The sequence below is a fragment of the Pseudomonas weihenstephanensis genome (assembly GCF_016812185.1).
Lineage (GTDB): Bacteria > Pseudomonadota > Gammaproteobacteria > Pseudomonadales > Pseudomonadaceae > Aquipseudomonas > Aquipseudomonas weihenstephanensis.
The window spans coordinates 291,367-315,573 of record NZ_JAAEBV010000004.1 but is presented as its reverse complement, the minus strand read 5'-3'; the positions used below and the strand labels follow the sequence as shown (position 1 = coordinate 315,573).

Genomic DNA, 24,207 nt, shown 5'->3' with positions numbered 1-24,207 from the left:
GGTACGCAAAAGGCCCGGTTCTCGCTTGAGACCCGGGCCTTTTTTATGGCGGATTGAACGCTCAGGCGTTCTTCATATTTCCCGGCAACGCGGGCAGTTTGGCCAGGTGCAGTGCCACTAGCAGGGCAATCACCAACAAACCGCCGATAAACAGGCCAATGCCGTTCCACCCCGCGAGGTGCCAAAACACCCCGCCCAAGGTTCCGGCCACGCTCGAGCCTGCGTAGTAGCTGAACAGGTACAGCGACGACGCTTGGCCCTTGGCCTTGGTGGCGCGCCGGCCAATCCAGCTGCTGGCCACCGAGTGCGCGCCAAAGAAACCAAACGTGAACAGCAGCATGCCGATGACCACGAACGCGATCGGTTCCAGCAGGGTCAGGGCAATCCCGGCCAGCATCAGCACGATGACCGCCCACAGCACTTTGCGGCGCCCCAGTTTGTCCGCCAGCGCGCCAATTTGCGCCGAGCTGTAGATGCCCGACAGGTACACGATGGACAGCAAGCCCACCACGGCCTGGTTCATGTTGTACGGGTCGGCCAGCAGGCGATAGCCGATGTAGTTGAACAGCGTCACGAAGCTGCCCATCAGCAGGAACGCTTCGAGAAACAGCCACGGCAACCCGGCGTCGCGAAAGTGCATGGTGAAGCCGTCAAGCAGGCTGCGTGGGTTCATGGCCCGTGGGCGGAAGTTGCGCGACTCGGGAAGGATTTTTACGAACACCAGCGCCGCCGCCAGTGCCAGCCCGCCGATCACCAGCATCGCCGTGTGCCAGCTCACAAAGTCGATCAATACGCCGCTGATCAAACGCCCGCTCATGCCGCCAATCGCGTTGCCGCCGATGTACAACCCCATCGCCAGCCCGATGTGCTGCGGGTGAATTTCTTCACTCAAATAGGTCATCGCCACTGCGGCCAGCCCACTGAGCGATAAACCCACCAGCGCCCGGGTGATCAGTACGCCTTCCCACGTCGGCATCAAGGCACTGAGTACGGTAAAAGCGGCGGCTGAAAACAGCGCAAACACCATCACCGGTTTACGCCCAAAGGCGTCAGAAATAGGGCCGGTCACCAGCAGACCAATGGCCAGCATCGCGGTGGCGACCGACAGGATCAGGCTGCTTTGCGCCGCATTGATCCCGTATTCATGGGACAGCACCGGCATCATCGGCTGCACGCAATACAGCAGTGCAAAGGTCGCAAACCCGCCCGAGAACAACGCCAGCACCGTGCGCATAAACATCGGTGTGCCTTTTTCGATAAACACGTCATTGAGTTCAGCGACAACATCATCCAGCGCAGAAGGCGGGACTTCGTGGGCGAGCGGGGCAACAGCAGTTTTCACGGGGGACCTCAAAAACACGTAAAGCCGGGCGGCAATGGCAAAAGAATATAGGCGGCTAACGATTCTTTCCAATATATTGTTCGACCTGTTTGATAGGTTTTACGACTCAATGGAGCCTGTATGGAACTGCGTCATTTGCGCTACTTCATCGCCGTCGCCGAAGAGCTGCACTTTGGCCGTGCGGCTCAGTTACTGGGCATCTCCCAACCGCCGCTGAGCCAGCAAATACAGGCGCTGGAGCAGGAGTTGGGTGCGCGATTGTTCGACCGCACCAACCGGCGCGTTGCACTCAGCGAAGCGGGACGATTGTTTTTGGAAGAGGCGCGTGTGGTGTTGGCGCAGGTCGACAAAGCCGCCGATGTGGCGCGGCGCGCGCAGTTGGGTGAACTGGGTGAATTAAAGATCGGCTTCACCTCATCGGCCCCGTTCAGCTCCAGCATCCCGCAGGCGATCTTTGCCTTTCGTCAGGCATTCCCCGCCGTGCACTTGAACCTCAAAGAAATGAGCAGCCGCGAAGTCGCCGAAGGGCTGGTGGATGAGTCCATTGAAGTGGGCATGATGCGCCCGCTGGTATTGCCCGATTCGCTGCATGCTGTGGAACTGTTCCGCGAGCCGTTGGTCGCCGTGATTCGCGCTGACCACCCGTTGGCCGAAGGCAGTGAGGACGGCTTGCACCTGGCGGCGCTGGCCGAAGAGCCGTTTGTATTCTTCCCGCGCAGTTATGGCAGCGGCTTGTACGCGCAGTTGCTGAGCCTGGCCCGGCAAGCCGGGTTCAGCCCGCATTTTTCACAGGAAGCCGGCGAGGCCATGACCATCATCGGGCTGGTGTCGGCGGGGTTGGGCGTGTCGGTTTTACCTGCGTCGTTCCAGCACATGCGTATCAAAGGCGTGGTGTACCGAGCGCTGCTCGACCCGGATGCCAACACCGCCGTGTGGCTGGTGCAACGCAAAGGTCAGCACTCACCGATGGCCCATGCGTTTGCCGACCTGCTGACACGCAAAACCGTCCCCAACATCCCGTAGGCGCTGGTGCAGGCTGCGATCTTTCTTAAGGTCAAAAGATCGCAGCCTCCGGGAGGCACGGCAAGGCCGTGAGAGTACAGCGTATCTACGAGGTCTTAGTTCACCTTCGCCAGATCACCCTTCAGCGCCACGCCCGCGATGACCGCGCCCGCATGGCATTCGTAGGTTTTAGGGTCTTTGCGTTCGTTGCGCTTGTAGAAGCTGGCGATGTTGGTCACGGCGTTGGCCCCGACTTTTTTCGCCGCTTCGTGCATTGTGATCAGCGCCGATTGCAGGGCCCAAGAACAGGCTTGTTCGTCGCTTTTGTTGAAGGCGTTGGTCTTTTTGTTGGTCACAGCGCCCGGGCTGACCACGGTGACTTTGCCGCGTGGCGTGTTGCCTGCCAGGTAGAACTTGACGCTGCCGTCGATTTTGCCGCTGCTGATGGCTTCGGTCACCACCTGGTCAAATGGCAGGTACAGCGCGGTATCACGCGCCTGACTCACGGCTGGCAGGGTGCACAGCAGCAGGGTGGTGGCAGCGGCCAGAGTTTTGAATTGCATTGAAGTCTCCTTGACGTCAAAAAGGTGTGTTATTGCGGTTTTGCCAAAGCCGATTGCGACAGCTGTTGAGCGGTCTGTTCGTTCTGGTGGTCTTTCAACTCACGCAGGATGCCCTTGTCCAACAGGCGCACCCAACGGATGTAATTCTTGTGAATCTTGCCGTCCTTGTAGTCCAGGCCGCTGCTGTCGCGGTACTGGATACGGTAGTGGTCGGCGCTGTACGGGATGTCAATTTCGGCGTGGTATTGGCCGCGTACGGTAATGTGCGCCTGCACCAACTGCGGGGTGATTTTCTGTACCGTCCATTGGCGCGCGACTAGGGTTTTGACGATGGCGTGCTGCATGCTCGCCCGGTCGGTCTGGATCGACACCGGCACGCTGCGGTCGGGGGTGAGCAGGCGTTTGCTGCTGCACGACACTGTGCTCAGCAGCGCCAGGGCGATCAGGGTTGCGCGTAACAGATAAGGCATTCCATTGACTCCAGAAGGTCACGACCAGCGACGGAAGATCAACGACGTGTTGACCCCGCCGAAGGCAAAGTTGTTGTTCATCACGTAATCGTTGTGCATCGTGCGCAACTCGCCGCGCAGGTAGTCCAACTCGCCGCAGCGCGGGTCGATGACGTCCAGGTTGAGGGTCGGCACGTAGCGGTTGCGGTTCATCATTTCGATGCAGAACCAGGATTCCAGCGCGCCACAGGCGCCAAGGGTGTGGCCCAAAAAGCTCTTCTGTGAACTGATCGGCATGCTCGGGCCGAACAGTGCGCTGGTGGCCAGGGTTTCGGCGATGTCGCCCTGTTCGGTGGCGGTGCCGTGACCGTTGACGTAACCGATGGCGCTGGCCTCGATACCTGCGTCTTCCAGCGCCAGCTCCATCGCCCGGCGCATGGTGCTGACTTCCGGGCGCGTGGTGTGTTGGCCATCGGCATTGCTGCCAAAACCGACGATTTCAGCGTGAATGTGAGCGCCCCGGGCCAGTGCGTGTTCCAGTTCTTCGAGCACCAGCATGCCGCCACCCTCACCGATCACCAGACCGTCGCGGCCGTTGTCGTACGGCCGTGGGCTGGTGTGAGGGGCGTCGTTTTTCAGGCTGGTGGCGTACAGCGCGTCAAATACCATGGCTTCGGTGGGGCACAACTCTTCGGCGCCACCGGCGAGCATCAGCGGTAAACGCCCGAACTTGATGGCTTCGTAGGCGTAGCCGATGCCCTGACTGCCGCTGGTGCAGGCACTGGAGGTGGGAATCAAACGCCCGGTGAGGCCAAAAAAGATGCTGATATTGGCCGCTGTGGTGTGCGGCATCATGCGCACGTAGCTGTTGGCGTTCAGGCCTTCGGCCACGGAGTTGAGCAACATGTTGCCGAAGGCTTTGATTTCGTCGGTGCTGCCGGTGGACGAGCCGCAGGCCACGCCCATGCGCCCGTCACGAATGATCGGGTTGCCCAGCAAGCCCGCGTCTTGCAGCGCCTGCTCGGCCGCACCCACCGCCAACCGGGACACGCGGCCCATGCTGCGCAGTTGTTTGCGGGTCCAGTGTTTGGGCACTGCAAAGTCATCAATCGGCCCGGCCAGGCGCGTGTTGAGTTCGGTGAAGCGGTCCCATTCATCCATGCGCCGGATGCCACTGCGCCCGGCCACAAAGCGGGCTTCAATACTGGCCCAGTCACTGCCCAGCGAGGTGATGCCGGCCATGCCGGTGACGACAACGCGTTTCATCAGCACAGGCCCCCGTTGACGGCCAGCACTTGGCGGGTGATGTAACCGGCTTCGGCCGACATCAAAAAGTTAACCGCGCCTGCGACTTCTTCCGGGGTGCCCATGCGTTGTGCCGGGATCATTTTCATCAGTTCTTCTACAGGGACGTTTTCATCGAGCATGGCGGTGTCGATCAACCCCGGCGCTACGCAGTTGACGGTGATCTTGCGCTTGCCCAGCTCGATGGCCAGTGCCTTGGCGGCGCCGATCAGCCCGGCTTTGGAGGCGCTGTAATTGACTTGCCCACGGTTACCGATCAGGCCCGACACCGAGGTGATGCACACGATGCGTCCGGCCTTGCGGCGGCGGATCATGGGCATCATCACCGGGTGCAGCACGTTGTAAAAACCGTCGAGGTTGGTGCGCATCACCACGTCCCAGTCGTCTTCGCTGAGCGCGGGGAAGGCGCCGTCGCGGGTCAGGCCAGCGTTGAGGACGACGCCGTAATAAGCGCCATGCGCTTCGACGTCGGCCTCCAGAATAGCTTTGCATTGGGCGCGCTCTGACACGTCAAATTGCAGCACGCGTGCGCTACGACCCAAGGCGTGCACCTCGGCCATCACGGCGTCGGCCTCGCTGCGGCCGCTGCGGCAATGCAGCACCAGGTCAAAACCGGCCTGCGCCAGGCGTAAGGCGATGGCGCGACCGATGCCACGGCTGGAGCCGGTGACTAAAATAGACTCAGTCATGACGGGTCTCCTGAGATGCTTGAGCAAGGTAGTTATCGGCCTGAGGCGGACGGAACACGTTCAGGCGGGCGGTTGCATGGATATCGGGGCCGGTGAGGTGGCACTCGAACACGCCCATGCCGTTGTCGTCTTCCAGCGAGCGCAGCGCATGGATATGCAACTCGCAGCCCAGCGGGAAGTGGTCGACGTTGCATTCAAATTTGCGCGTGCCGAGCAAAAAGCCCAGCTCGACCGGATCGCCTTGCACGCGGGCGCGGCAACCGGCGTAGGCGGCCACGCTTTGTGCCATCAACTCGACGCCGACCCAGGCGGGCAGGCTGCCGTCTTCGCGGTTGAACACGCCACCTGCGCGCACGGTAAGGCGGGTGTGGATCTGCTCTTGATCGAACGCCAGCACCTGATCGATCAGGATCATGTCGCCAGCGTGGGGCAGCAATTGGGCGAGAGGCCAATCAATCATGGGGCGTCTCCGATAATCAGGCTGACGTTGTTGCCGCCGAAGGCAAACGAATTGCTCATCAGGCAGCGCTGTGCGTTAGAAGCCAGCGTGCGGCCTGGCGTCACCCAATCAAGCGCGGGCAGCGTCGGGTCGGGCTGGCCGTCCCACACATGCGGCGCGAGGGCGTTGGCGTGGGTCAGGCTCAGCCAGCAAAACGCGGCTTCAAGGGCACCGGCCGCGCCGAGGGTGTGGCCGGTCATGGGTTTGGTCGAGGAGCACGGCACGCCGTGCGGGAACACCTGCGCCACGGCGTGGCTTTCCATCGCATCGTTGTGATGGGTCGCGGTGCCGTGCAGGTTCAGGTAGCCGATGTCACCGGGTTGCAGGCCCGCACGGCTCAAGGCTTTGCGCATGGCTTGCGCCGCGCCGCGCCCGGACGGCTCCGGGGCTGAAATGTGGTGGGCATCTGAACTGGCGCCGGTGCCCAGCAGTGCGATGGCATGTGTAGCGGCCGGTTGTTTGCTCATCACAAACAGCACGGCTGCTTCGCCGATATTGATACCGCGCCGATTGGCCGAGAACGGGTTGCAGCGTTCATCCGCCACTGCTTCCAGCGCGCTAAAACCGTTGAGGGTCAGCCTGCACAAACTGTCGACGCCACCGCACAGCACCACGTCGCACAGGTTCATGTCCAGTAAGCGCTGGGCGCTCATCAGGGCACGGGCGCTGGAGGTGCAGGCCGTGGAAATCACATAGGCGGGGCCGGTGATTTTCAGCCAGTCGGCGAGGAAGGTAGCCGGGGCGCTCAACTCTTGTTGCCGGTAGTCGTAATCGTCGGGGAAAAGCTGCGCCTGCAAGTAGTGGGCGATGCCGCGACTGGCCTCATCAATGCCCGAGGTGCTGGTGCCCAACACAATGGCTACGCGCGCAGGGCCGTAGGTGCTGATCGCCTGTTGGATTTGGCTGTGAATCTGCAACGCGGCGTCAAGCAACAGCTGGTTGTTACGGCTGCTTTGCTGGCGCAGCTCGGGCGGGATGACCGGTAGCGTGTCGTGCACTGCGCCCACGGTGAGCGAGCGCGCTGGCACCCAGCCGTTTTCGCGCTGCATGCCGGTGCAATCACCGGCAAACAGGTTGCGCGCGACCTCGTCGGGGCCACGGCCCAGCGCACAGATCACGCCCACCGCATTCAGGTACGCAGTCATTGAGCCGCCTCGGCGTTAAGTGGGCTGATGTCGTAATACACATCGCCTTGGGTATCGATGCGAAACACCTGCGGCTGGTCGTACTGGATCTGCCAGCGCTGGCTGATCACGCGCACATTGGACACGGACTTGGCCTGTGGATAATTACGCTTCAACTCATGGGCCGGGGTCAGCGCAAACAGCAGTGCGGCGAACAACTCACGGGCCTCAGGGTTGGGCGGCAACAAGCCGTCGGCGTGCCAGCGGTTGTGCGTGAGCAACTGGCGCGCCAGCGGAATCCCCAGCGGGTCCATCAGTGACCAGCGCAGGCCGCCGTCTTCCTGCTGAATGACCAGCAACCAGTCTTGGCGCTGATCGGCTTGCTGGCGCTGTACATGCAGTTGCATCGGCAGCGCGAGAGTCGGGGTCTGACGCGGCAACGGCTGAGTGCTGCAAGCGCTCAGGAGCAGCGCCACACACAACGCAGTGCAGAGCCTGTAGCGGCTGGCAACGGCGGCGATAAGCGCCGCAGGCCCTTTACACAGCAACGGTTGGCCGCCTGCGGGGCGTGTGTTTAGCATGTCGGTGTGCCTGGCAGGGGCTTGCGGGCTACGACGTTAACCAGCGTCTCTTCGCGCTGGCCCACCGGTTTGGGGCGGCGCAGGCCAAAGCGCTCCAACAGGCCGAAGTCTTTGGAACGGCTCCACCACAGGTACGGGTAGGACACGTTCTGCGCCTCAAACTCAAAGCCCTGATCGCGGATCATGTCGAGGTATTGCGCGGCGCTTTTCTGGACGTGCATCGGGTGGCGGAACAACCACCGAATCACCCAGGTGTCGATGTAGGCTTCGGTGGACTCGGCAAACAGCAAGTAACCGCCCGGTTTGAGCACTCGGTAAAACTCGGCCAGCGCCCGATCCTGCTGCACCAGATGATGAAACGTCTGGTGGCAGAACAGGATGTCGACGCTGTCGTCAGGCAGGTCGAGTTCAGCGCAGTCGCTGCCGATCAGTTCGATGTCGATGCCCTGACGCGCGGCTTCTGCGCGGCTCATCTCAAGGCTCAGCGGGTCGGCATCGAGGCCGATCAAACGCTGCGGGGCGAAGGTTTTGTGCAGGTACTGGAACGATTTCCCCTGACCGCACCCGGCATCCAGAATCACCGGTGCGCAGGGCAGCGGGTCACTGAACAGGCCGTGCAGATCGTTGATCGCCACGCGCAATACGTGGTGCTGCCAAGTGTGGCTGCGCAAAAACCAAAAGCCGAAACGGGTTTCTTCAACATAGGTGTCGCTCAGAGGTTTCATGCAGGCTCCGTGGCGCAGATATCTGACAGCATGCGTAAACGGCGCTTGGGTTCGCTGACGAATGGGTTGCGTTCATCCCAGGCATAACCCGCCAGAATCGAGCTGATCATGCGGCGAATCTGGGGCGAGCTGCCGGGGTGGAAAATCACGTCTTGAAAGGTCCCGGCGTACCAGCCTTCGACGTAGCAGCGGAAGGTGTCGACCCCACGTTTGAGCGGGTCGGCAAACTCGGTTTGCCAATCGACGGCCTCGCCTTGCAACTGACGGTGCAGCACGCCTGCGGCCATGCTCGCCGAACGCATGGCAATGGTCACGCCCGAAGAAAACACCGGGTCGAGGAACTCAGCCGCGTTGCCCAGCAAGGCAAAACCCCGGCCGTGCAAGGTTTTGACATTGGCCGAGTAGCCGCCAATGGTGCGTGCCGGGGTGTCCCATACCGCGTTGGCCAGCACCCGTTGCAGGCTCGGGGTTTCGTCAATGAAGCTGCGCAGGCGCTCATCGAGGTTTTCGCTGCGCCCTGCAAAATGTTCCGCCGCCGCGACCACGCCCACCGAACAGCGGCCATTGCTGAACGGAATGCTCCAGAACCAAATGTCGCGGTGGATCGGGTGAGTGGTGACGAGGATTTTGTTGCGCTCAAAACCTGGGCAATCAATGCGGTCTTCGACGTGGGTGAATACCGCTTGGCGCACCGGGAAGTTGGACGGTGCTTCAAGGTCGAGCAAGCGCGGAAGCACGCGCCCATAACCACTGGCGTCGAGGATGAAGTCGGTTTCAACCGTGTAGCGACTGCCGTCTTCGCGTTCGACCTGCAACTGCGGTTTGGCCCGTTCAATGTCGGTGGCGATGACGGTTTGGCCGTAACGGATTTCAACGCCTTGCAGCGCGGCCTGATCGGCCAGCAACTTGTCGAAGTCGCCCCGCTGTACCTGAAAGGTGGTGGGTTTGCCGTTGCTGAACGTGTCGCCAAAATCGAACGCGCTGTACTGCTCGCCCCAGGCGAATGCAGCACCGTTTTTGACCTGAAAACCGGCGGCTTGCACGGCCTCCAGCATGCCGGCTTCTTCGAGGAAATCGATGCAATGCGACAGCAGGCTTTCGCCAATCGAGAAACGCGGAAAGTGCTGGCGCTCGATGATCAACACATCGTGACCTTTGCGCTTGAGCAAGGCCGAGGCAATCGCACCAGACGGCCCGGCACCGATCACTACTACCTGACGACGTTCCATTTCTACTACTGACACAAGGGCTCCTTGCCGGGGACTACGGCAGACTTCAAAGGGGTTTTATTCATGCCCGCCAACGCCGGTAACAGCGTGGCGGCCAGGCCCATCAGCATCAGCGCGAAGTACAGCGCGGGGCTGATGAGCTGTTGTTGCAACAGCAGGTTGAGGAACACGATTTCACTCAACCCGCGAATATTCAGTAACAGGCTTTCACGCCAGCGGCTGGCACCGGCAAACGAGGGCGTGGCCCAGCTCAGGCCCAGCCAGTTGCCCAACACTTTGCTCAGCACCGGCAGTAGCAACAGCGCGCACAGTTGCAGCGGGCTGATGGCGCTCAAGGCGCTGTGCACATTGATTTGCACAATGCCGAACGTGAGGATCAGCGGAATCGCTACAAAGGTTTGCAAACGCTCAAGCCAGACAGCCTTTAACGGCATCACCAGCGCCACCTTGAGCCACGCCATGCACAGCAAATAGCCCACGCCAAAAATCAGCGCATTAAGGCGGTAATGCTCGGCCACCACCAGCAAGGCAAAAAAGCTCAGGCTGTAACACAGCGGCTGGCGGATGCGCAGGGCGCGCAGCAACAACGGCAGCAAGGCTGCGGCGATGGGCAGCAACAGGCTGTTGAGGTCCAGGCTGCCCTGCGCCAGCCCGAACAGGCTCCAGCAGGTCAGGTCGATGAGGATTGCGCTTTGCACCAACCGCCGGGTGGCGGCGTGCGGGTAACCGATGTGGCGCAGGTACAGGTACAACACCGGAATGGCGGTGATGGCAAACACCAGCCCGACCGCCAGCGAACTCAGCCACGGCTGTGGCGGTAGCAACCACACGGCGCAAGCCAGCCCGCAGGCGAAGGGCACAAGAAAACTGGGCAGGGCGATTTTCACGCTTTGGCGGTCGAGTCGCAGGTCAATCACGTCACTCAAAATATGCCCCAGCAACAGCGCAAAGCTGAGGCTGTAGAGGCTTTTAAGCCACGTCGGCGAGACCAGTTGCGCGCCAGTCAGCTGCCAGTGCGGTTCGATCCACAGCAGCATCAACAGCGGCAAACCGATGGACGCCAGCAGTAACTGGCTGACAATCGGGATCAGCCCAAAATGGCGGCCCGCACGGGTCGCCAGCGCAAACAAGGCCAAGGCCAGCAGCCAGAACACAAGCGTCATCACGCGCGATGCTCCTGCTTGCCGGCCCACGGCGCGAGGATAAAGCTGAACGCCAGGCCCAGGCTCACCGACAGGCCGAAGTTGCTCACCGCAGGCGTGCTGGAGACGGCCAGCAAGCCGAACGACAACCACGTCGTCAGCGCCGCCAGCAGCGTGCCCAGCAGGCTGACGGCGGCGCCGCCTATTTGTTCACGCATCAAAATCGCGTAGTCGACGCTGATCGCCGTCACCAGCAGCAAGCCGAACAGGCTGAACAGTGTCAGTGGCTGACCCAGCCAACCGAGGCTGGCCAGGCTGCACAGCCCGGCCAGCAGCGGCAGGGCGACGATGCGCAGCGCACCGCCAAAGCCGAATGGGGCGATCAGCAACAGCACGATCAGGGCGCAGGACAACAGCTTCAATTCGGCGGCACTGATTTGTGTGGCGGCAAACACGTTGTTCAAGTCGCCCAAACGATCCACCAGCTCGACGCCGGGTAAATCGTGCGCTTGCACCCGCAGCAGGCTGGCGTTGTTCAGCCCTTGCAAGCTGACCATCGCGGCCACGCCTTCGGTTTGTTTGCCCAGCCACAGCAGGCGCCACGGTTCAGCCAGCGGGCCGTTGAGTGCGTCGTCGATACCTTGCTCGGGCAAGGTTTGCAGTTGGCTCAACTCGTGTTGCAGCGCCGCTTGCGGCACGCCCAGCGCCAGCAGCGGCTGCCAGTGCTGGGGCAGGGCGTTGAGCGCAGCGCGCAATTGCTGTTGCTCGCGGGGCAGGCTGACCAACTGGTTCAGCGCCAGATAACCCTGCAATTTGCCCATGTTGATCAACTGATCCAGTCGCTCGCTGAGGGCGGTTTGGCGCTCCAGCAGTTGTTGTTCATTCTCGGCCCGCACCAGAAAAAACTGGCTGGTGGGCTGATACCCGGTGATGCGTGCAATCGCTTGCGCTTCAGCCGTCAACTGCGGCGGCGCACCGACCCACTGGCGGATGTCGTTTTTACTGGTCAGTTGCCACAAGCCGGCGGCACAAAACGCCACCAGCAAGGCCAGCAGCGCGGGCGTCGGGACTTTGCTCAGCAACGCGTCGCGCACGTTGAGCAAACCTTGTGCGACCGTGAGTGGCCATTGCGCGGGGCGCAGTTCCACCCCGTTGAGTAATGCCGGCAGCAAACACACCGCACTCAGATAGGCGCCGATCAAGCCGGCGGCAGAGAAGATGGCGATTTGGGTCAACGCCGGAAACGGGGTAAAGGCCAATGCCAGATAGCCGATGCAACTGGTGGCCAGGCTCAGGCTCAGGCCGGGCAGGGTCAGGCGCAAGGCGGGCCAACTGCGCCAGGGTTTCAGGCTCCAGCTTTTGGACAGGTAATGCAGCGGGTAATCCACCGCCACGCCGATCAGGCTGGACCCCAGCACCAGCGTCATGACGTGCATGCTGCCGAAAAAGGCAACGCACGCGACGGCGCCGAACAGCATGCCCACCAACACCGGCACGAACGCCAACAGCACCCGCCAGCGGCGGAACGCCAGCAGCAGCAACAAGAGGATGCCAACGGTCGCGCCACCGCCGACCCAGGTGATTTCGCGGGTGGCTTGCTGCTGACCGCTGGCGGCGTAGAGCAAGCCACTGGCCGCCAGCAGCTCGACGTGTTGGCTGGCCACGTGCTCACGGCTGCGCTCCAGCAGCGCGGCGACGTGCAGTGGCAGGGTCATGTCAAACGCGTTGCCTTGGGTGCGGGCGCGCAGTAGCACCCAGCTTTTGCCATCGGCATCGGCGATCAGGGCGCCGCTGCCAATGTCCAGTTGCACCGCGCCCCGTTGCGGCTGGCTGTTCTGAATGCGCCCGGTGAGGCCCAGCCAATCGTCCTGGCTGGGCACCAGGCTGAACCCGGTGAACGGGTCGAACAGCGCTTGCACCCGTTGCTCGATAAACGCCTGCGGGTGGTCGATCAGTTGTTCGCGGTCGGCGCTGGACAACATCGCCAAACGCCCGCGCAGCAGTTGCTCGCGCAGCGCGGGAAGGTCGGCTTGCAGGTTCCATTGCACGCTTTCAAACAGACCGCTGGCCTGCCATTGCTCGCCCAATTGCTGCGCGGCGGCGACGGCCTGTTGCCGATCCGTGCTGCCCACCAGTACCAGCATTTCGCGGTTCAGCGGTTCTTGCATGCGCTGTTCGGCGCGCAGTTGCAGCGCGTCGGGGGCATCGCCGGGCACCAGCTCCATCAAGTTGGCCGACAGCGGCGCGCCGTGACGCCACTGCCACCCGGCGAGCGCGAGCACGACCAGCAGCAAGATCACAAACCCTCGGGGCAGCCAATATTCACTGCGCAAAGTCGAGTTGCTCCGCGTCGCTCAACGGCTGGTTGCTGACGCTGTTTTGCATCTTTAGCAGCGTGCTGTCGCCTTGGGTTTCTTGCAGCTCGATGCGCTGCACCAGTTCGCCGCCGTCGATGTTGATCTGCTTGAACACTTGCTTGAGCAGCAGCGAGCGCGGGGTCAGGGTCAGCGTCCAGTGCGCGGATTCGCCTTGCAGTTGCAGGTCGAAATCGCGTTGTAAACCGCTGCTGTCACCTTGCAGCACGGCGAGGAACAAGCGGTTTTGTTCAGCGCCTGCGCTTTTGCCGGGGAGCATTTGCCACGCGTTGGCGTTACGCCGTGCGATGCCAAGGGCTGTGATGCGGTAATCCTGTTGCAGCGGGGTTTTCAACTGCCAGAGCAGGCCGTGATCTTTGGCCAGTACAAACGTGCCGGTGCTGGTCAGGGGCTTGGGCAGGGCGCGCAGGTGTTTTTCTTGAATGAAGTCGCCGTGGATCACGTGGGGTTTGGCCAGTTGCTCGCTCAGTTGTTGCAGGTCGAAGGCGTGGGCCAGCGGTGAAAAGGCCAATAAAGCGGCGAACACCCTGCAGATTCGGGAGCGTTTTTTGCCCTCATCCCAAGCCTGCGGGAGAGGGGTGGGATGCGGGGCTTTTGCCGTTAAACAGACACTCATGACAACACCCGCTCAACTGCATCGATAAAGCACTGGGGCGACGCCAGTTGCATTTCACGGCTGGCAATCTCAACCGCCACTTGCACGCTACAAGCCCGGGTCAAACGCTCGCCGCTGGCCAGATCGGTGATCAGGTAGCTGATCTTCAAACGGTTCTCCCATTCCACCAGGTTGGCCCGCACGTTGATGCGCTGACCAAACGTGGCGCCGCGCACGTAACGCAGTTGCAGGTCGATCACCGGCCACGCATAGCCCGCTTGGAGCATCTGCGTGTAGTTGTGGCCCACATGGTCGAGCAGCGCACACCGCGCCACTTCGAGGTATTTGACGTAATGCCCGTGCCACACCACGTGCATGGTGTCGATGTCGAAAAACGGCACCAACACTTCGGTATCAACGTGCAACACGCCTTTGCTACGCATGCAGCCTCCAGTGTTGTTGGGCAATACGGCTCAGGCACAGGCGCAGTTCAGCTTCGAGGGCGCGGTCTTCAATCACCGGTGCAAAGTCTTTGGCCAGCTCGGCGTGCATCACCGCCAGAGCGGGCGGCAGTGCACGGGCGTCTTCGGCGCGGCTGCGCAGCCACACGCCCTGATTGGCCGCGAGCAAGGCCGCGGCGGCCACTTGTTCGGTCAGTTCCAGTACGCGGATCGCATCGCGGGCGGCGATGGTGCCCATGCTGACTTTGTCCTGGTTATGGCATTCGGTAGAGCGCGAGAACACGCTGGCCGGCATGGTATTTTTCAGCGCTTCGGCGGTCCAGGCGCTGGTGCCGATTTGCACCGCTTTGAAACCGTGGTTGAGCATGGCGCGCTCGGCCGTTGCGCCCGACAGGTTGCTCGGCAAACCGTGGTTGTAACGCACGTCCACCAGCAGCGCGAGTTGACGGTCCAGCAGGTCGGCGACGTTGGCCACCAAGGTTTTGAGGCTGTCCATGGCAAAGGCGATGTGCCCGCCGTAGAAGTGCCCACCGTGCAGCACGCGTTCTTCTTCGGCGTCGATGATGGGGTTGTCGTTGGCACTGTTGAGTTCGGTTTCGATGAACCCGCGCAGCCAGCCCAGGCTGTCGGCCAGCACGCCGAGCACATGCGGGGCGCAACGCAGTGAGTAACGGTCTTGCAGGCGATGCAGCGGCGCGGTCGGGGCGTCGATGGCCAGGTCTTGGCGCAGCCATGCGGCCACTTGCATTTGCCCAGGATGCGGCTTGGCGGCGAACAGGCGTTCGTCGAAGTGTTCCGGGTTGCCTTGCAGCGCCACCACGTTGAGCGCGGTGATGCGCGTGGCGAGTTTGAGCAGGTAATCGGCGCGTGCGTAAGCCAGGCAGGCAAGGCCGGTCATGACCGCGGTGCCGTTCATCAGCGCCAACGCTTCTTTGGGGCGCAACACCAGCGGGGTCCAGCCCAGCTCGCGGTGTACGTCAGCCGAGAAGCGGCGCTCGCCGTTGAACAGCACTTCGCGCTCGCCGGACAAGGTCGCGGCCACGTACGACAGCGGCGTCAGGTCGCCGCTGGCGCCCACCGAGCCTTCTTCGGGGATTAGCGGCAGGATGTCGTGGGCGATGAAGGCGTGCAGACGCTCCAGCAGCTCGATGCGCACCCCGGACACGCCGTGGCACAACGACTGCAAGCGCGCGGCCAGCACGGCGCGGGTGGCTTGAGCGTCGAGCAGTTTGCCCAGCCCGCAGCCGTGGAAGGTGTAGAGGTGGCGCGGCAACGCTTCGACATGCTCCAACGGCACCGCCACCACGCACGAATCGCCGTAACCGGTGGTGACGCCGTAGATCACGCCTTCTTTGTCGAGCAACGAATCCAGAAAACGTGCGCCTTTGGCGATGCGTTCACGGTATTGGGCGTCGGCTTGCAGTTGGGTCGGCACCTGACGATTGGCCAGGGCCAGCACGTCTTCAATGCGCAAAGGGGTTTGGCCGAAGGTTACTGGCTCATGCGGATGCGTCGTCATCGGTCTTCCAGAATGGGTAAAAGTTAAACCATTGGTGCGGCGCCTGAAGGCAGTAATGCCCCAGGCGCTCTGCGTAGCGGGTGGTCCAGTCGGCAATCACCTGTTCGCGGTCGCTGCGCCGCCACTGCACGGCCTCGGCGAACGGTTCGAGGATCACCTGATAGCGGCCTTGGTGTTTGAGGCAAAACATCAGATTGACCGGGCATTTGAGCAATCCGGCCAGCAACCACGGGCCTTGAGGGAAGGCCGCCGTGTGGCCGAGGAAATCCACCTGCACATTACGCCCGCCATGCAGCGGCACGCGGTCACCGGCAATCGCCAGCCATTCGCCGTTTTCCAGACGCTGGCTCAATTGCAGCATCACCGCAGGGTTGAGTTCGCTGACCTGAATCAGGCGCAGGTTGCTGGCGCCCGCCTCGCCCAGCAGGCGATTGAACTGTTCGGCGTGCTTGGTGTGCACCAGCACGTTCATGGTGACTTGCTCACCCAGCTCGGCGAGGGCGCGGCACACTTCAAGGTTGCCCAAATGTGCGCCCACCAGCAGTTGCCCGCGCTCGCCACGCAATTGGTCGCGCAGGCGAGCGGGGTCGACGATTTCGATGTCTTCAATCTTCAAGCGCCCGTTCCACACGTCGAGCTTGTCGAGCAGGGCGTCGGCAAAGGCCATGAACTGTCGGAACACACGGCGGCGGGTGGGGCGCAGCGCGCTTTGTCCGCTCCAGTCGGCCAAGCGTTGCTGGTACTGCCAAATGCTGCGCCGCGCGCGGGTGCCGAACAAAAAGAAGTACAACACGATGGCGTACAGCACCGGTGCGAGGACGCGGCGGCCGAGGAGTTTGACGCCAAAGGCGGTGAGCTTCATCAGCCGGAAACTGCCGCGCTCCTTGTGGTCAGCCCAATGCTGTTGAGGGTCGCTCATGCTTTACAGCGTCTCCAGAGAATGCTCGGCAAGCGCAGCAACATGCCGAAAAAGAGCTTGGTGTGCATGCTGGAAATCAGCGCGTTGTCGTGGAACAGGCGAAAGTGCGACAGGCCGTCTTGCGGGTAATGCACCTGGGTTGGCAGCCAGCGCATGGGTTGGTTGCGCCAGGCCAGACGCACGAGGATTTCGGGGTCGAAGTCCATGCGTTTACCCAGCTTGACCGAGTTGATCAGGGCCAGCGTCGGCGCCAGCGGGTACACCCGAAAACCGCACATCGAATCGGGAATCTGCAACGACAGGCTGTTGATCCACACCCAGACGTGGGTCAGGTAGCGCGCATACAAACGGCCTTTGGGCACGCTGGCGTCGTACTGTGGGTAACCGCAGATCAGCGCGTCGGGGTTGTGTTGCGAAACTTGCAGGAAGGTGGCGACGTCGCGCAGGTCGTGCTGGCCGTCGGCGTCCACTTGCAGGGCATGGGTGAACCCCAGCCGCGCCGCCTCACGCAAACCAGCCATCACCGCGCCGCCCTTGCCCTCATTGACCGCCAGGCGGATCAGGAAGACGTGTTCACGCAGCGACAGCTGTTGGAGCACATCGCGGCAGGCCGGGCTGCTGGCGTCATCGACCAGCACGCAAGGCAACCGGGCTGCGAGCAGGGCGTCGACCACCGCAGGTACGGCGGTTTCATGGTTGTAAACCGGGATCACGGCGCAAGGGTTATGCATGGTCAGTCACCTCCAGGCACAAGGTTGCGCTTGGCCCCCGCATGCCGGCCGCGGCAGCGGCGACAGAGAGCGTTACGTCACATAACTTATCCACAGGCCGCCTCCAGCAGAATGCGGCCGCTGGCGCACGGCGCTGTGGCGTTGCGGTAGGCGAAGTGCAATTTGCCGCGCTCACGGTCAAAACGCAGGGTTAATTCAATGGCGTCGCCGGGGCGCACCAATTGCTGAAACTTGAGCACTTCCATCCCGGCAAAGCGCGGCGGCAGGTCGAGGAGTTGCTGGCCCAAGGCCAACGCCCAATCCACTTGCACCACGCCCGGCAGTACCGGGGTTTTGGGAAAGTGACCGCTGAAAAACGCCAGGTCTGGCGGGATCGACAGGTTGAGCGTCCATTGCCCGTCGGTCTCGGTTTGGCTCAGCACTTGCGGCAGTTTCGGGCGTGGCGCCAACAGGAGTGCCTCCACCTGTGCCTGAGGCAATTTGCCCTGGCTGGTGAGCGGCAATTGGCGCAGCAACCGCCAGCGGCGTGGCAAGGCCAGCGCTTCGCAGTGTTGGCTCAGGTGCTGGCGCAGACTGTGGGTCAGGGCACGGCGGCCGTGTTCGCGCAGGGCATACAGACCGCTGTCGCTGAGCACCAGCAGGGCGCCCAGCGAGGCGCGGTTTTCATGGATCACGCCCAAGCGGGCTTCGGCCACCCAGTCGTGGTTGACCAACGCCTGCTCCAGCATCGGCAGGGAGATGCGTTTTTCTTCGAGTTTGACGATGCGGTCCAGCCTCCCCAGCAACTCAAATCGTCCGTCAGCTTCGATGCGTGCGGCGTCGGCAGTGTGTTCGAGATGGCCGTGGGGCAAGTACGCCGAGGCGATGAGCAGGGCGCCTTCTTCATTCTGGCTCAGTTGCACATCGGCAAATGGCTGCCACAGGCCGGGGCCTTGGCGCCAGGCGATGCCACCGGTTTCGGAGCTGCCGAGGATTTCGGTGGGCCACTGCCCCAAGCGTTCATGCAGGCTCTGCGCGGCCTCGTCAGGCAAAGCGCCGCCCGAGGAAAACACTCGGCGCACCTGGCTCAACGCGGGCCAGTCGAGGTTGTCACTGGTGCGTTTGAGCAGTGCCGGGCTGGCAACCCATGCGAACGATGCGTGCTCGCGGCTGGCGCGCTGCATGTCTTCAGGGAACGCCAGTTGGTTGCGCACAAAGCGCCGGCCTGCACACAGCGGCCACAACACGCGGAACAGCAACCCATAAATGTGCTGCGCCGCCACGCTGGCGATGATGCACGCCTCGCCCAGCTCGGCGCCCCACAAGTGCTCCAGCGCCTGAACTTCGTTGGCGATCTGGCGCAGGCTTTTGTCGATGCGTTTGGGCTCGCCGCTGGAGCCGGAGGTGCACAGGCTGAGCTGGCAGGCGTCCAGATCCAGTTGCGCGGCCGCCAGTGGCTCGGCGTATAACGCCTCAAGCTCGCTGCCTTGAGTTATCCACAGGTCAACCTGCGAATCCCAACGCTGACGGGTTTGTGCTTGCAGGTCGGCAGGCAACAACACGCTGACCCCGGCGCGCCAGGCGCCAAGCAAAGCGACGGCCAACTCGGCGGCGTCTTCAAGGTGTACGGCAATGCGCTGCACGTTGTGCTGTTGCAAGCCGCCAGCCAGACGCAATGCGTGTTCGCACAGGGTGGCGTGGTCCAGCGTCGGGTCAACCGTGACCGCACGCCCGGCGTGCCCCTTGAGCAACAACTGCTCAAGTTTTATCCAATTCATGCCCGGCCTCTTACCTGTTGTCGTATCAGCCACTCAATGGCAAACAGCAGCCCCATCAGCCCGTAGGCGATCAGGCCGTTGTACAACGTCCACCAGCTCAACGGCGCCCACAGCGTCAAACCGGCTGCGACTAACCCGTTGAGCAGAAAAAACAGGCACCAGACCTTGGTCACCTGTCGCGTGTAATGAATCGCAATGTCGGGCAGTACCGGCTCGCGCAGGCGCGCTAGACGCTCGATCATCGGTGGCCCGAACTTCAGGCTCAAACCGAACAGGCTGAGCATGAAACCGCTGATCAGCACCGGGTACCAGCGCAGTAGCGCGGGGCTGTTGAACAGCGCCAGCAGTGCGCAAAACGCCAGTGCCACAACGGCCATCCACAGGCTGCCAGGGCGCCGCTGGCCGGTTAGCGCGCGGGCCAGCCACAGGCCGCCGAGCAGCAGTGCAAACTGCCACGGGGCGAAATGGGCCATGCCGAAATACACCGCGAAGGGGTACAGCAGACCGGCCAGCAACAGGCCAAGGCCAATCAGGCGACTCATGCGTCAGCGTGAACCAGACGGTAAACCGCCTCGACCACGTCATTGACGGTGCGTACCGATTTGAACTCCTCGGCGGCAATTTTTTTGCCGGTTTTACGCTTGATGTGGTCAATCAGGTCGACGGCGTCGATGCTGTCGATTTCCAGGTCCTGGTACAGGTTGGCGTCCAGGGTCACGCGCTCGGGTTCAAGCTCAAAGAGTTCGACCAACGCGTCGCGCAGGGTGTTGAAAATGTCGTCACGGGTTTGCATGGTTCGGTCTCAGGCTGCCTGTTTGGCCGTGACAAAAGCCGCAAGGCTGGCCACGTTGGAAAAGTGATTGCGGGTGTCTTTGGCGTCGGCATCGATTTTGATGCCGTAGGTTTTTTGAATCGCCAGGCCCAGTTCGAGTGCGTCGACCGAATCCAGTCCCAGGCCTTCGCCAAACAGGGTTTGCTCGTCGCCGATGTCGTCGGTGCTGATGTCTTCGAGGCCCAGGGCGTCGATGATCAGTTGTTTAATGTGGGTGTTCAGATCGCTCATCTGTGGCGAGCTCCTTAATAAAGTAGTCATGCACGAAGTCATTGAGCAGGCGCGAGGCTTTAGGTGGCGGGCCCAGCGCAGTAAAGGTGTGTGGGTCTATATCGGCCCCCACGCGAAAACTGAAGTGCACGCGCCGATCGGGTATGCGGTACCAGGGTTCGGCTTTGGTCAGCGTGGTGGGACTGACTTTGATAATCACCGGGGTAAGGAGCTTGGCACCTCGCAACGCAATGGAGGCTGCGCCACGATGAAAGGCGGGCGATTGCCCCGGCTGCGTGCGTGTACCCTCCGGGAAAATAATCAGCGTCTGGCCTTCTTGCAGTGCCCGGGCGGCGTTGTCGAGCATGTCGACGCTGCCATCATTGCTGATGTACTGGGTGGCGCGCACGGGGCTTCGAGTAAACGGATTTTGCCAAAGGCTTTGTTTGACCACACAATTGGCGTTTCTCACCAGGCCAATCAAAAAAACCACGTCGATCAGCGACGGGTGGTTAGCGATGATCATTTGCCCTGGTCGGCCAAGCCGCTCGGCGCCTTGCACGTCATAGGTGAGCACGCCCATACGGGCCATCGTGCGGATAAAGAGCCAGAACAACCGGCTGACCGTTGCGCGGGCGCGTTCGCGACGACGAACGGTATTGCCCGGCAGGCAGCTCAACACCGGAAAGATGATTAAACGCAGGCCCAGGCAGCCCAGCCCGAACAGGCCGAAACTGATCGCCGTCGCGATCAGGCGCCAGTACCACGCGTGCTGTCGCGTACTCACAGGTTGCGTTGCCAGTTCCATACACGGGTTTTCCAGGCGTGTTGGAATGAAACCTGCCCATCGAGCAGTTGGCGCAGCAGGTTCAGGGCGTGCGGCCACGGCGCTTTTTCGGCGTCGGCCGGGCCGTTGGTCAGCGTGACCTGCCACTGTGAACCCGGTGTCAGCAAAAGGCCCACGGCATAGGGGAAGGGCACGTCGTCGATCCAGCACGCGTAAGCTTCAGGGGGCTGTTCTTCGGTAATAACCAGCAATACGGCTGGCGCGCCTTCATTGAGCAGCGCGCAGGCTTCAATCAGGCCGTGTTCCAACCCGTCACCGGCGGCGGCCAGTGCTGTCATTTCGCTGGTTTCGCCGCGCAGGATCGACCACAGGCCAATCACCGCGTTATGCACCGACAGGCTGAATTGAGTGGGCGACAGCGGTTGTTCGGCAGCCAGGTCGCTGAGGATGTCGAAGGTGCGTGGGGTTTCGCCGTGGCGCGAGGCAAACACCAGCGGCAGCGCCTGATGGCCTTCAGCCAATGGCCAGCCCACGCTGAACGCCATACGTGCCAGGCGGCTGAGGCGACGCCGTTGCATGGCGGGTAAAAACGAGACGTCGGGGGCTGCACCGCTGGCGGCAAATACGCCGGGTTGCTGGCTCCAGGCCTGCCAATCGGCCACGCTGTCGAGGCCCGGTGCCCAGGCTCGCCACGCGGCGATATTGAAATTGATCACTGGAGAATCATCCCGCCTTTGCAGGCTTCCTTGATGCGAAAGTGGGCATCGACCGACGCCACATCTGTAACAGAGTGGCGGCATTATCCCGGTGCAGTTGGCTGGTAGCAAATATTGCTTACAGATTTAGTATGGTTTTTTCACGATCTATAAAAAAGCCGCTGTCTTTTTGCCAGTATTGGTCTATGGGTAGGTCAGATTCGTTGAAGGAATAAGAGATATTCGTCGGCCCTCTAAGATAAGCGGCGCAGAGCTGTAGTTGATTTCGCCGCGAGGTAGCGAAGCCGCGCCAAGGGCATCTACACTCGGGCATTCATTGATACACGGAGGTCATGAAATGCGTCGCGTGGTGTTCAATCAAAAAGGCGGTGTGGGCAAGTCCAGCATCGCGTGCAACCTGGCTGCGGTCAGCGCCAGCGAGGGTTACAGAACCTTGTTGGTCGATCTCGACGCTCAGGCCAACTCCACTCAATACCTCACCGGGTTGACCGGTGACGACATCCCGATGGGGATTGCCGAGTTCTTTAAACAGAGCCTGTCAGCCGGGGTGGGGGGCAAGAAAAATCGGGTTGATATTTACGAAACGCCCTTCGAGAATTTACACGTCATCACCGCCACTGCGGAGTTGGCAGACCTCCAGCCCAAGCTTGAGGCCAAGCACAAGATCAACAAGCTGCGTAAGTTGCTCGATGAGTTGGCTGAAGATTACGACCGCATTTACATCGACACCCCGCCAGCGCTGAACTTTTATGCCGTGTCGGCGCTGATTGCCAGCGATCGTGTATTGATCCCCTTCGATTGCGACAGCTTCTCGCGTCAGGCGTTGTACGGCCTGCTGGCCGAAATCGAAGAGCTCAAAGAAGACCACAACGACGCGCTGCAAGTCGAAGGCATCGTGGTTAACCAGTTTCAGGCCCGAGCCAGTTTGCCGCAGCAAATGCTCGACGAGCTGATTGCCGAAGGCTTACCGGTGCTGCCGGTGTACCTCAGCAGCTCGGTGCGCATGCGCGAATCGCACCAGGCCAGCCAACCGTTAGTGCATTACGACCCCAAGCACAAACTCACCCGGCAATTCATTGAGCTGCACGACTACCTGGATCAGAACGCTTAAGCGCTAATGCCGTGGCTGCGCAGCCATGCCTTGAGCTGTGGCAACGGGAAGGCGCCGCTTTGGCGAGCTACTTCCCGTCCATTTTTGAACAGGATCAGGCTGGGGATCGAACGAATGCCCAGTTGCCCGGCCAATTGCTGATTGGCTTCACTGTCGAGCTTGGCCAAACGGCACTTACCAACCAGTTCGCTCGCCGCCTGCTCAAACACCGGCGCGAATGACTTGCAGGGCCCGCACCACTGCGCCCACACATCCAGCAACAGCGGCAGATCGCCCTTGATCTGGTTGGTGTAGTCAATTTGTTTCAAATCGAATGGCTTGCTCAGCAACACTTCGTTTTTGCAGCGACCGCATTTAGGGTGCTCGCCCACACGTGCTGCGGGGATGCGGTTCAGGCCATTGCAGTGAGGGCAGGGGATCAGTAGCGGTTCGGTCATGGGGCACTCCGTAAAAATAGGCTTTGTCAGTTTTTGTGGTCGCTGCTCGTCAGTGGCCACAGATCAGTGGCGTGCAAGTTCAGCAGATGAATGCTCAAACTGCCACTGCTCTGTGAAGGGGGTGAGCTGTCAGTTGCAGGGCATTTATCGGGAGAGAAAAGATTTATCTCTTGAATTGAAAGAGTTCTCTCGCGTGAAGTTTTGGGTTGCTCTGATATTGGCGTCAAATTCAACGCTCTATTCTGCTGACTTTTAGAGGGGGACGCCGTCATCGGTTGTTGGCTGATGGCTTTGAGCAGGTTGTTTTTTGCTCACTATTTTTGACGTTAAATAATTCGAGAGTCCCTGTCGCCCAGTAACAGGGAGCTGGCTATTGTCACGGATGAATCGTCGCGCAGGGAGAATAATGAATGACGTAAGTTATATGGCATCGGTGTATACGTACGCAGAATTTCAATGTGGCCACTGCAATACTTCTCTATCTCTAACGGTCGAAGAGGTATCAACGTTGACGGGCGGTGATGCAATGGGTTGTACCTGTTGTCAGTCAATTGTTGAAGTGGGTACGGCGGGTCAAGCCGCCTTAACCAAGATAGATTAGTACTTGGTTCAATCAGGTAAGTTATTGCTGATCTGCAGTGTCATCTGGTTTCCTGCCTACTTAATTATCAGTTTCTTTTACAGCACGTTGATATCGGGAGGCATGGCCGTACTGGGGCTTTTAATTGCGATGGCCTCCCGGAGTCTGCTTGCAGGCGCTGGCTTCAAACCATCCGGTGCTGCTGCGTTTAAAAGGCGTGGTGGTGAGCGACCGTTGGAAAAGGCGCCAATGATGGCGTCAGGTAAGCAAGTGGAAACGCTGGGGCGTATCGGTGTCTTCAATCGCACACTCAACCCGCTGCGACGAGTCAACCCGAACATTATTTGCAACATTTATTTTTTGCGTCATCTGGATGCGTTGCTGGAGAGTGCCTACCACCAAGAGGGCTTGAGCGAATAGCGCGCGTTCAGTTGTTCGCACGTCTGGCCATTAGCATCCACCCCGACATCCATCAACATCCGCCGTTGCTGTCGTGCCTGAACGATGTACGCGCGGGTCACGGCACT

At 61.2% G+C, this 24,207-nt stretch carries 27 protein-coding genes; 3 read left to right on the top strand and 24 right to left on the bottom strand.

Features of this window, described 5'->3' with window-relative positions; all coding sequences use genetic code 11:
- Nucleotides 1-61 precede the first annotated feature (61 nt).
- On the bottom strand, nucleotides 62-1,294 hold the full coding sequence (locus GYN01_RS14965; RefSeq protein ID WP_420850438.1) for an MFS transporter: 1,233 nt from the start codon (nucleotides 1,292-1,294) through the stop codon (nucleotides 62-64).
- A gap of 168 nt (nucleotides 1,295-1,462) precedes the next feature.
- On the opposite strand from GYN01_RS14965, the gene GYN01_RS14960 reads away from it, so the two are divergent.
- Complete coding sequence (locus GYN01_RS14960) at nucleotides 1,463-2,365, top strand: LysR family transcriptional regulator (protein WP_203307375.1); 903 nt, start codon at nucleotides 1,463-1,465, stop codon at nucleotides 2,363-2,365.
- A gap of 95 nt (nucleotides 2,366-2,460) precedes the next feature.
- On the opposite strand, the gene GYN01_RS14955 is transcribed toward GYN01_RS14960, so the two are convergent.
- From GYN01_RS14955 to GYN01_RS14850, 22 genes are all read right to left on the bottom strand, one after another.
- A complete protein-coding gene (locus GYN01_RS14955) occupies nucleotides 2,461-2,907 on the bottom strand; it encodes a hypothetical protein (RefSeq protein WP_048364538.1) in 447 nt (148 codons plus the stop codon).
- A 29-nt stretch (nucleotides 2,908-2,936) separates the two neighbouring features.
- Complete coding sequence (locus tag GYN01_RS14950; RefSeq protein ID WP_048364537.1) at nucleotides 2,937-3,377, bottom strand: hypothetical protein; 441 nt, start codon at nucleotides 3,375-3,377, stop codon at nucleotides 2,937-2,939.
- Between the two features lie 18 nt (nucleotides 3,378-3,395).
- Complete coding sequence (locus GYN01_RS14945; protein WP_203307374.1) at nucleotides 3,396-4,622, bottom strand: beta-ketoacyl-ACP synthase; 1,227 nt, start codon at nucleotides 4,620-4,622, stop codon at nucleotides 3,396-3,398.
- Nucleotides 4,622-5,350, bottom strand: coding sequence for a 3-oxoacyl-ACP reductase FabG (gene fabG / locus GYN01_RS14940; protein ID WP_048400605.1), 729 nt, complete (start codon nucleotides 5,348-5,350; stop codon nucleotides 4,622-4,624). Before fabG ends, GYN01_RS14945 begins: the two co-directional genes overlap by 1 nt.
- Nucleotides 5,343-5,810, bottom strand: coding sequence for a hotdog family protein (locus GYN01_RS14935; protein WP_048400602.1), 468 nt, complete (start codon nucleotides 5,808-5,810; stop codon nucleotides 5,343-5,345). The genes fabG and GYN01_RS14935 overlap by 8 nt, the downstream gene beginning before the upstream one ends.
- A complete protein-coding gene (locus tag GYN01_RS14930; protein WP_203307373.1) occupies nucleotides 5,807-6,994 on the bottom strand; it encodes a beta-ketoacyl-[acyl-carrier-protein] synthase family protein in 1,188 nt (395 codons plus the stop codon). Before GYN01_RS14930 ends, GYN01_RS14935 begins: the two co-directional genes overlap by 4 nt.
- The gene (locus GYN01_RS14925) at nucleotides 6,991-7,554 is read right to left on the bottom strand and encodes a DUF3261 domain-containing protein (RefSeq protein ID WP_203307372.1); all 564 of its coding nucleotides are present in this window, start codon (nucleotides 7,552-7,554) and stop codon (nucleotides 6,991-6,993) included. The genes GYN01_RS14930 and GYN01_RS14925 overlap by 4 nt, the downstream gene beginning before the upstream one ends.
- The gene (locus tag GYN01_RS14920) at nucleotides 7,548-8,279 is read right to left on the bottom strand and encodes a class I SAM-dependent methyltransferase (protein ID WP_048400597.1); all 732 of its coding nucleotides are present in this window, start codon (nucleotides 8,277-8,279) and stop codon (nucleotides 7,548-7,550) included. Before GYN01_RS14920 ends, GYN01_RS14925 begins: the two co-directional genes overlap by 7 nt.
- Entirely contained in the window at nucleotides 8,276-9,523 is a 1,248-nt protein-coding gene (locus tag GYN01_RS14915; RefSeq protein WP_203307371.1) for a tryptophan 7-halogenase, read from the bottom strand. Before GYN01_RS14915 ends, GYN01_RS14920 begins: the two co-directional genes overlap by 4 nt.
- Nucleotides 9,514-10,674, bottom strand: coding sequence for a sodium:proton antiporter (locus GYN01_RS14910; protein WP_203307370.1), 1,161 nt, complete (start codon nucleotides 10,672-10,674; stop codon nucleotides 9,514-9,516). Before GYN01_RS14910 ends, GYN01_RS14915 begins: the two co-directional genes overlap by 10 nt.
- Nucleotides 10,671-12,983: an MMPL family transporter gene (locus tag GYN01_RS14905; protein ID WP_203307369.1), complete on the bottom strand. Its 2,313-nt coding sequence runs from the start codon at nucleotides 12,981-12,983 to the stop codon at nucleotides 10,671-10,673. The genes GYN01_RS14910 and GYN01_RS14905 overlap by 4 nt, the downstream gene beginning before the upstream one ends.
- Nucleotides 12,973-13,641 carry an outer membrane lipoprotein carrier protein LolA gene (locus tag GYN01_RS14900; RefSeq protein WP_238936264.1) on the bottom strand — a complete coding sequence of 223 codons (669 nt, stop codon included), beginning with the start codon at nucleotides 13,639-13,641 and terminating at the stop codon, nucleotides 12,973-12,975. The genes GYN01_RS14905 and GYN01_RS14900 overlap by 11 nt, the downstream gene beginning before the upstream one ends.
- Complete coding sequence (locus GYN01_RS14895; protein ID WP_048364528.1) at nucleotides 13,638-14,063, bottom strand: acyl-CoA thioesterase; 426 nt, start codon at nucleotides 14,061-14,063, stop codon at nucleotides 13,638-13,640. The genes GYN01_RS14900 and GYN01_RS14895 overlap by 4 nt, the downstream gene beginning before the upstream one ends.
- On the bottom strand, nucleotides 14,056-15,600 hold the full coding sequence (locus tag GYN01_RS14890) for an HAL/PAL/TAL family ammonia-lyase (RefSeq protein ID WP_048364527.1): 1,545 nt from the start codon (nucleotides 15,598-15,600) through the stop codon (nucleotides 14,056-14,058). Before GYN01_RS14890 ends, GYN01_RS14895 begins: the two co-directional genes overlap by 8 nt.
- Nucleotides 15,581-16,519: an LpxL/LpxP family acyltransferase gene (locus tag GYN01_RS14885; protein ID WP_048364526.1), complete on the bottom strand. Its 939-nt coding sequence runs from the start codon at nucleotides 16,517-16,519 to the stop codon at nucleotides 15,581-15,583. Before GYN01_RS14885 ends, GYN01_RS14890 begins: the two co-directional genes overlap by 20 nt.
- Entirely contained in the window at nucleotides 16,516-17,250 is a 735-nt protein-coding gene (locus GYN01_RS14880) for a glycosyltransferase family 2 protein (RefSeq protein WP_048400586.1), read from the bottom strand. Before GYN01_RS14880 ends, GYN01_RS14885 begins: the two co-directional genes overlap by 4 nt.
- A gap of 86 nt (nucleotides 17,251-17,336) precedes the next feature.
- Entirely contained in the window at nucleotides 17,337-19,007 is a 1,671-nt protein-coding gene (locus GYN01_RS14875) for an acyl-CoA synthetase family protein (RefSeq protein ID WP_203307368.1), read from the bottom strand.
- On the bottom strand, nucleotides 19,004-19,549 hold the full coding sequence (locus GYN01_RS14870) for a COG4648 family protein (RefSeq protein WP_048364523.1): 546 nt from the start codon (nucleotides 19,547-19,549) through the stop codon (nucleotides 19,004-19,006). The genes GYN01_RS14875 and GYN01_RS14870 overlap by 4 nt, the downstream gene beginning before the upstream one ends.
- A complete protein-coding gene (locus GYN01_RS14865; RefSeq protein WP_048364522.1) occupies nucleotides 19,546-19,800 on the bottom strand; it encodes an acyl carrier protein in 255 nt (84 codons plus the stop codon). Before GYN01_RS14865 ends, GYN01_RS14870 begins: the two co-directional genes overlap by 4 nt.
- A 9-nt stretch (nucleotides 19,801-19,809) precedes the next feature.
- Entirely contained in the window at nucleotides 19,810-20,070 is a 261-nt protein-coding gene (locus tag GYN01_RS14860) for a phosphopantetheine-binding protein (protein WP_048364521.1), read from the bottom strand.
- Entirely contained in the window at nucleotides 20,045-20,857 is an 813-nt protein-coding gene (locus tag GYN01_RS14855) for a lysophospholipid acyltransferase family protein (RefSeq protein ID WP_048364520.1), read from the bottom strand. The genes GYN01_RS14860 and GYN01_RS14855 overlap by 26 nt, the downstream gene beginning before the upstream one ends.
- Nucleotides 20,833-21,552, bottom strand: a complete 720-nt coding sequence (locus GYN01_RS14850) for a beta-ketoacyl synthase chain length factor (protein WP_048400580.1) — start codon at nucleotides 21,550-21,552, stop codon at nucleotides 20,833-20,835. The genes GYN01_RS14855 and GYN01_RS14850 overlap by 25 nt, the downstream gene beginning before the upstream one ends.
- A 337-nt stretch (nucleotides 21,553-21,889) precedes the next feature.
- On the opposite strand from GYN01_RS14850, the gene GYN01_RS14845 reads away from it, so the two are divergent.
- Entirely contained in the window at nucleotides 21,890-22,663 is a 774-nt protein-coding gene (locus GYN01_RS14845; RefSeq protein WP_048400579.1) for a ParA family protein, read from the top strand.
- On the opposite strand, the gene trxC is transcribed toward GYN01_RS14845, so the two are convergent.
- On the bottom strand, nucleotides 22,660-23,100 hold the full coding sequence (gene trxC, locus GYN01_RS14840; RefSeq protein ID WP_048400577.1) for a thioredoxin TrxC: 441 nt from the start codon (nucleotides 23,098-23,100) through the stop codon (nucleotides 22,660-22,662). The genes GYN01_RS14845 and trxC overlap by 4 nt on opposite strands.
- 604 nt (nucleotides 23,101-23,704) lie before the next feature.
- Between trxC and GYN01_RS14835 the strand changes: the two genes are divergently transcribed.
- Complete coding sequence (locus GYN01_RS14835; protein WP_125828535.1) at nucleotides 23,705-24,100, top strand: hypothetical protein; 396 nt, start codon at nucleotides 23,705-23,707, stop codon at nucleotides 24,098-24,100.
- The last annotated feature ends 107 nt before the right edge of the window (nucleotides 24,101-24,207 follow it).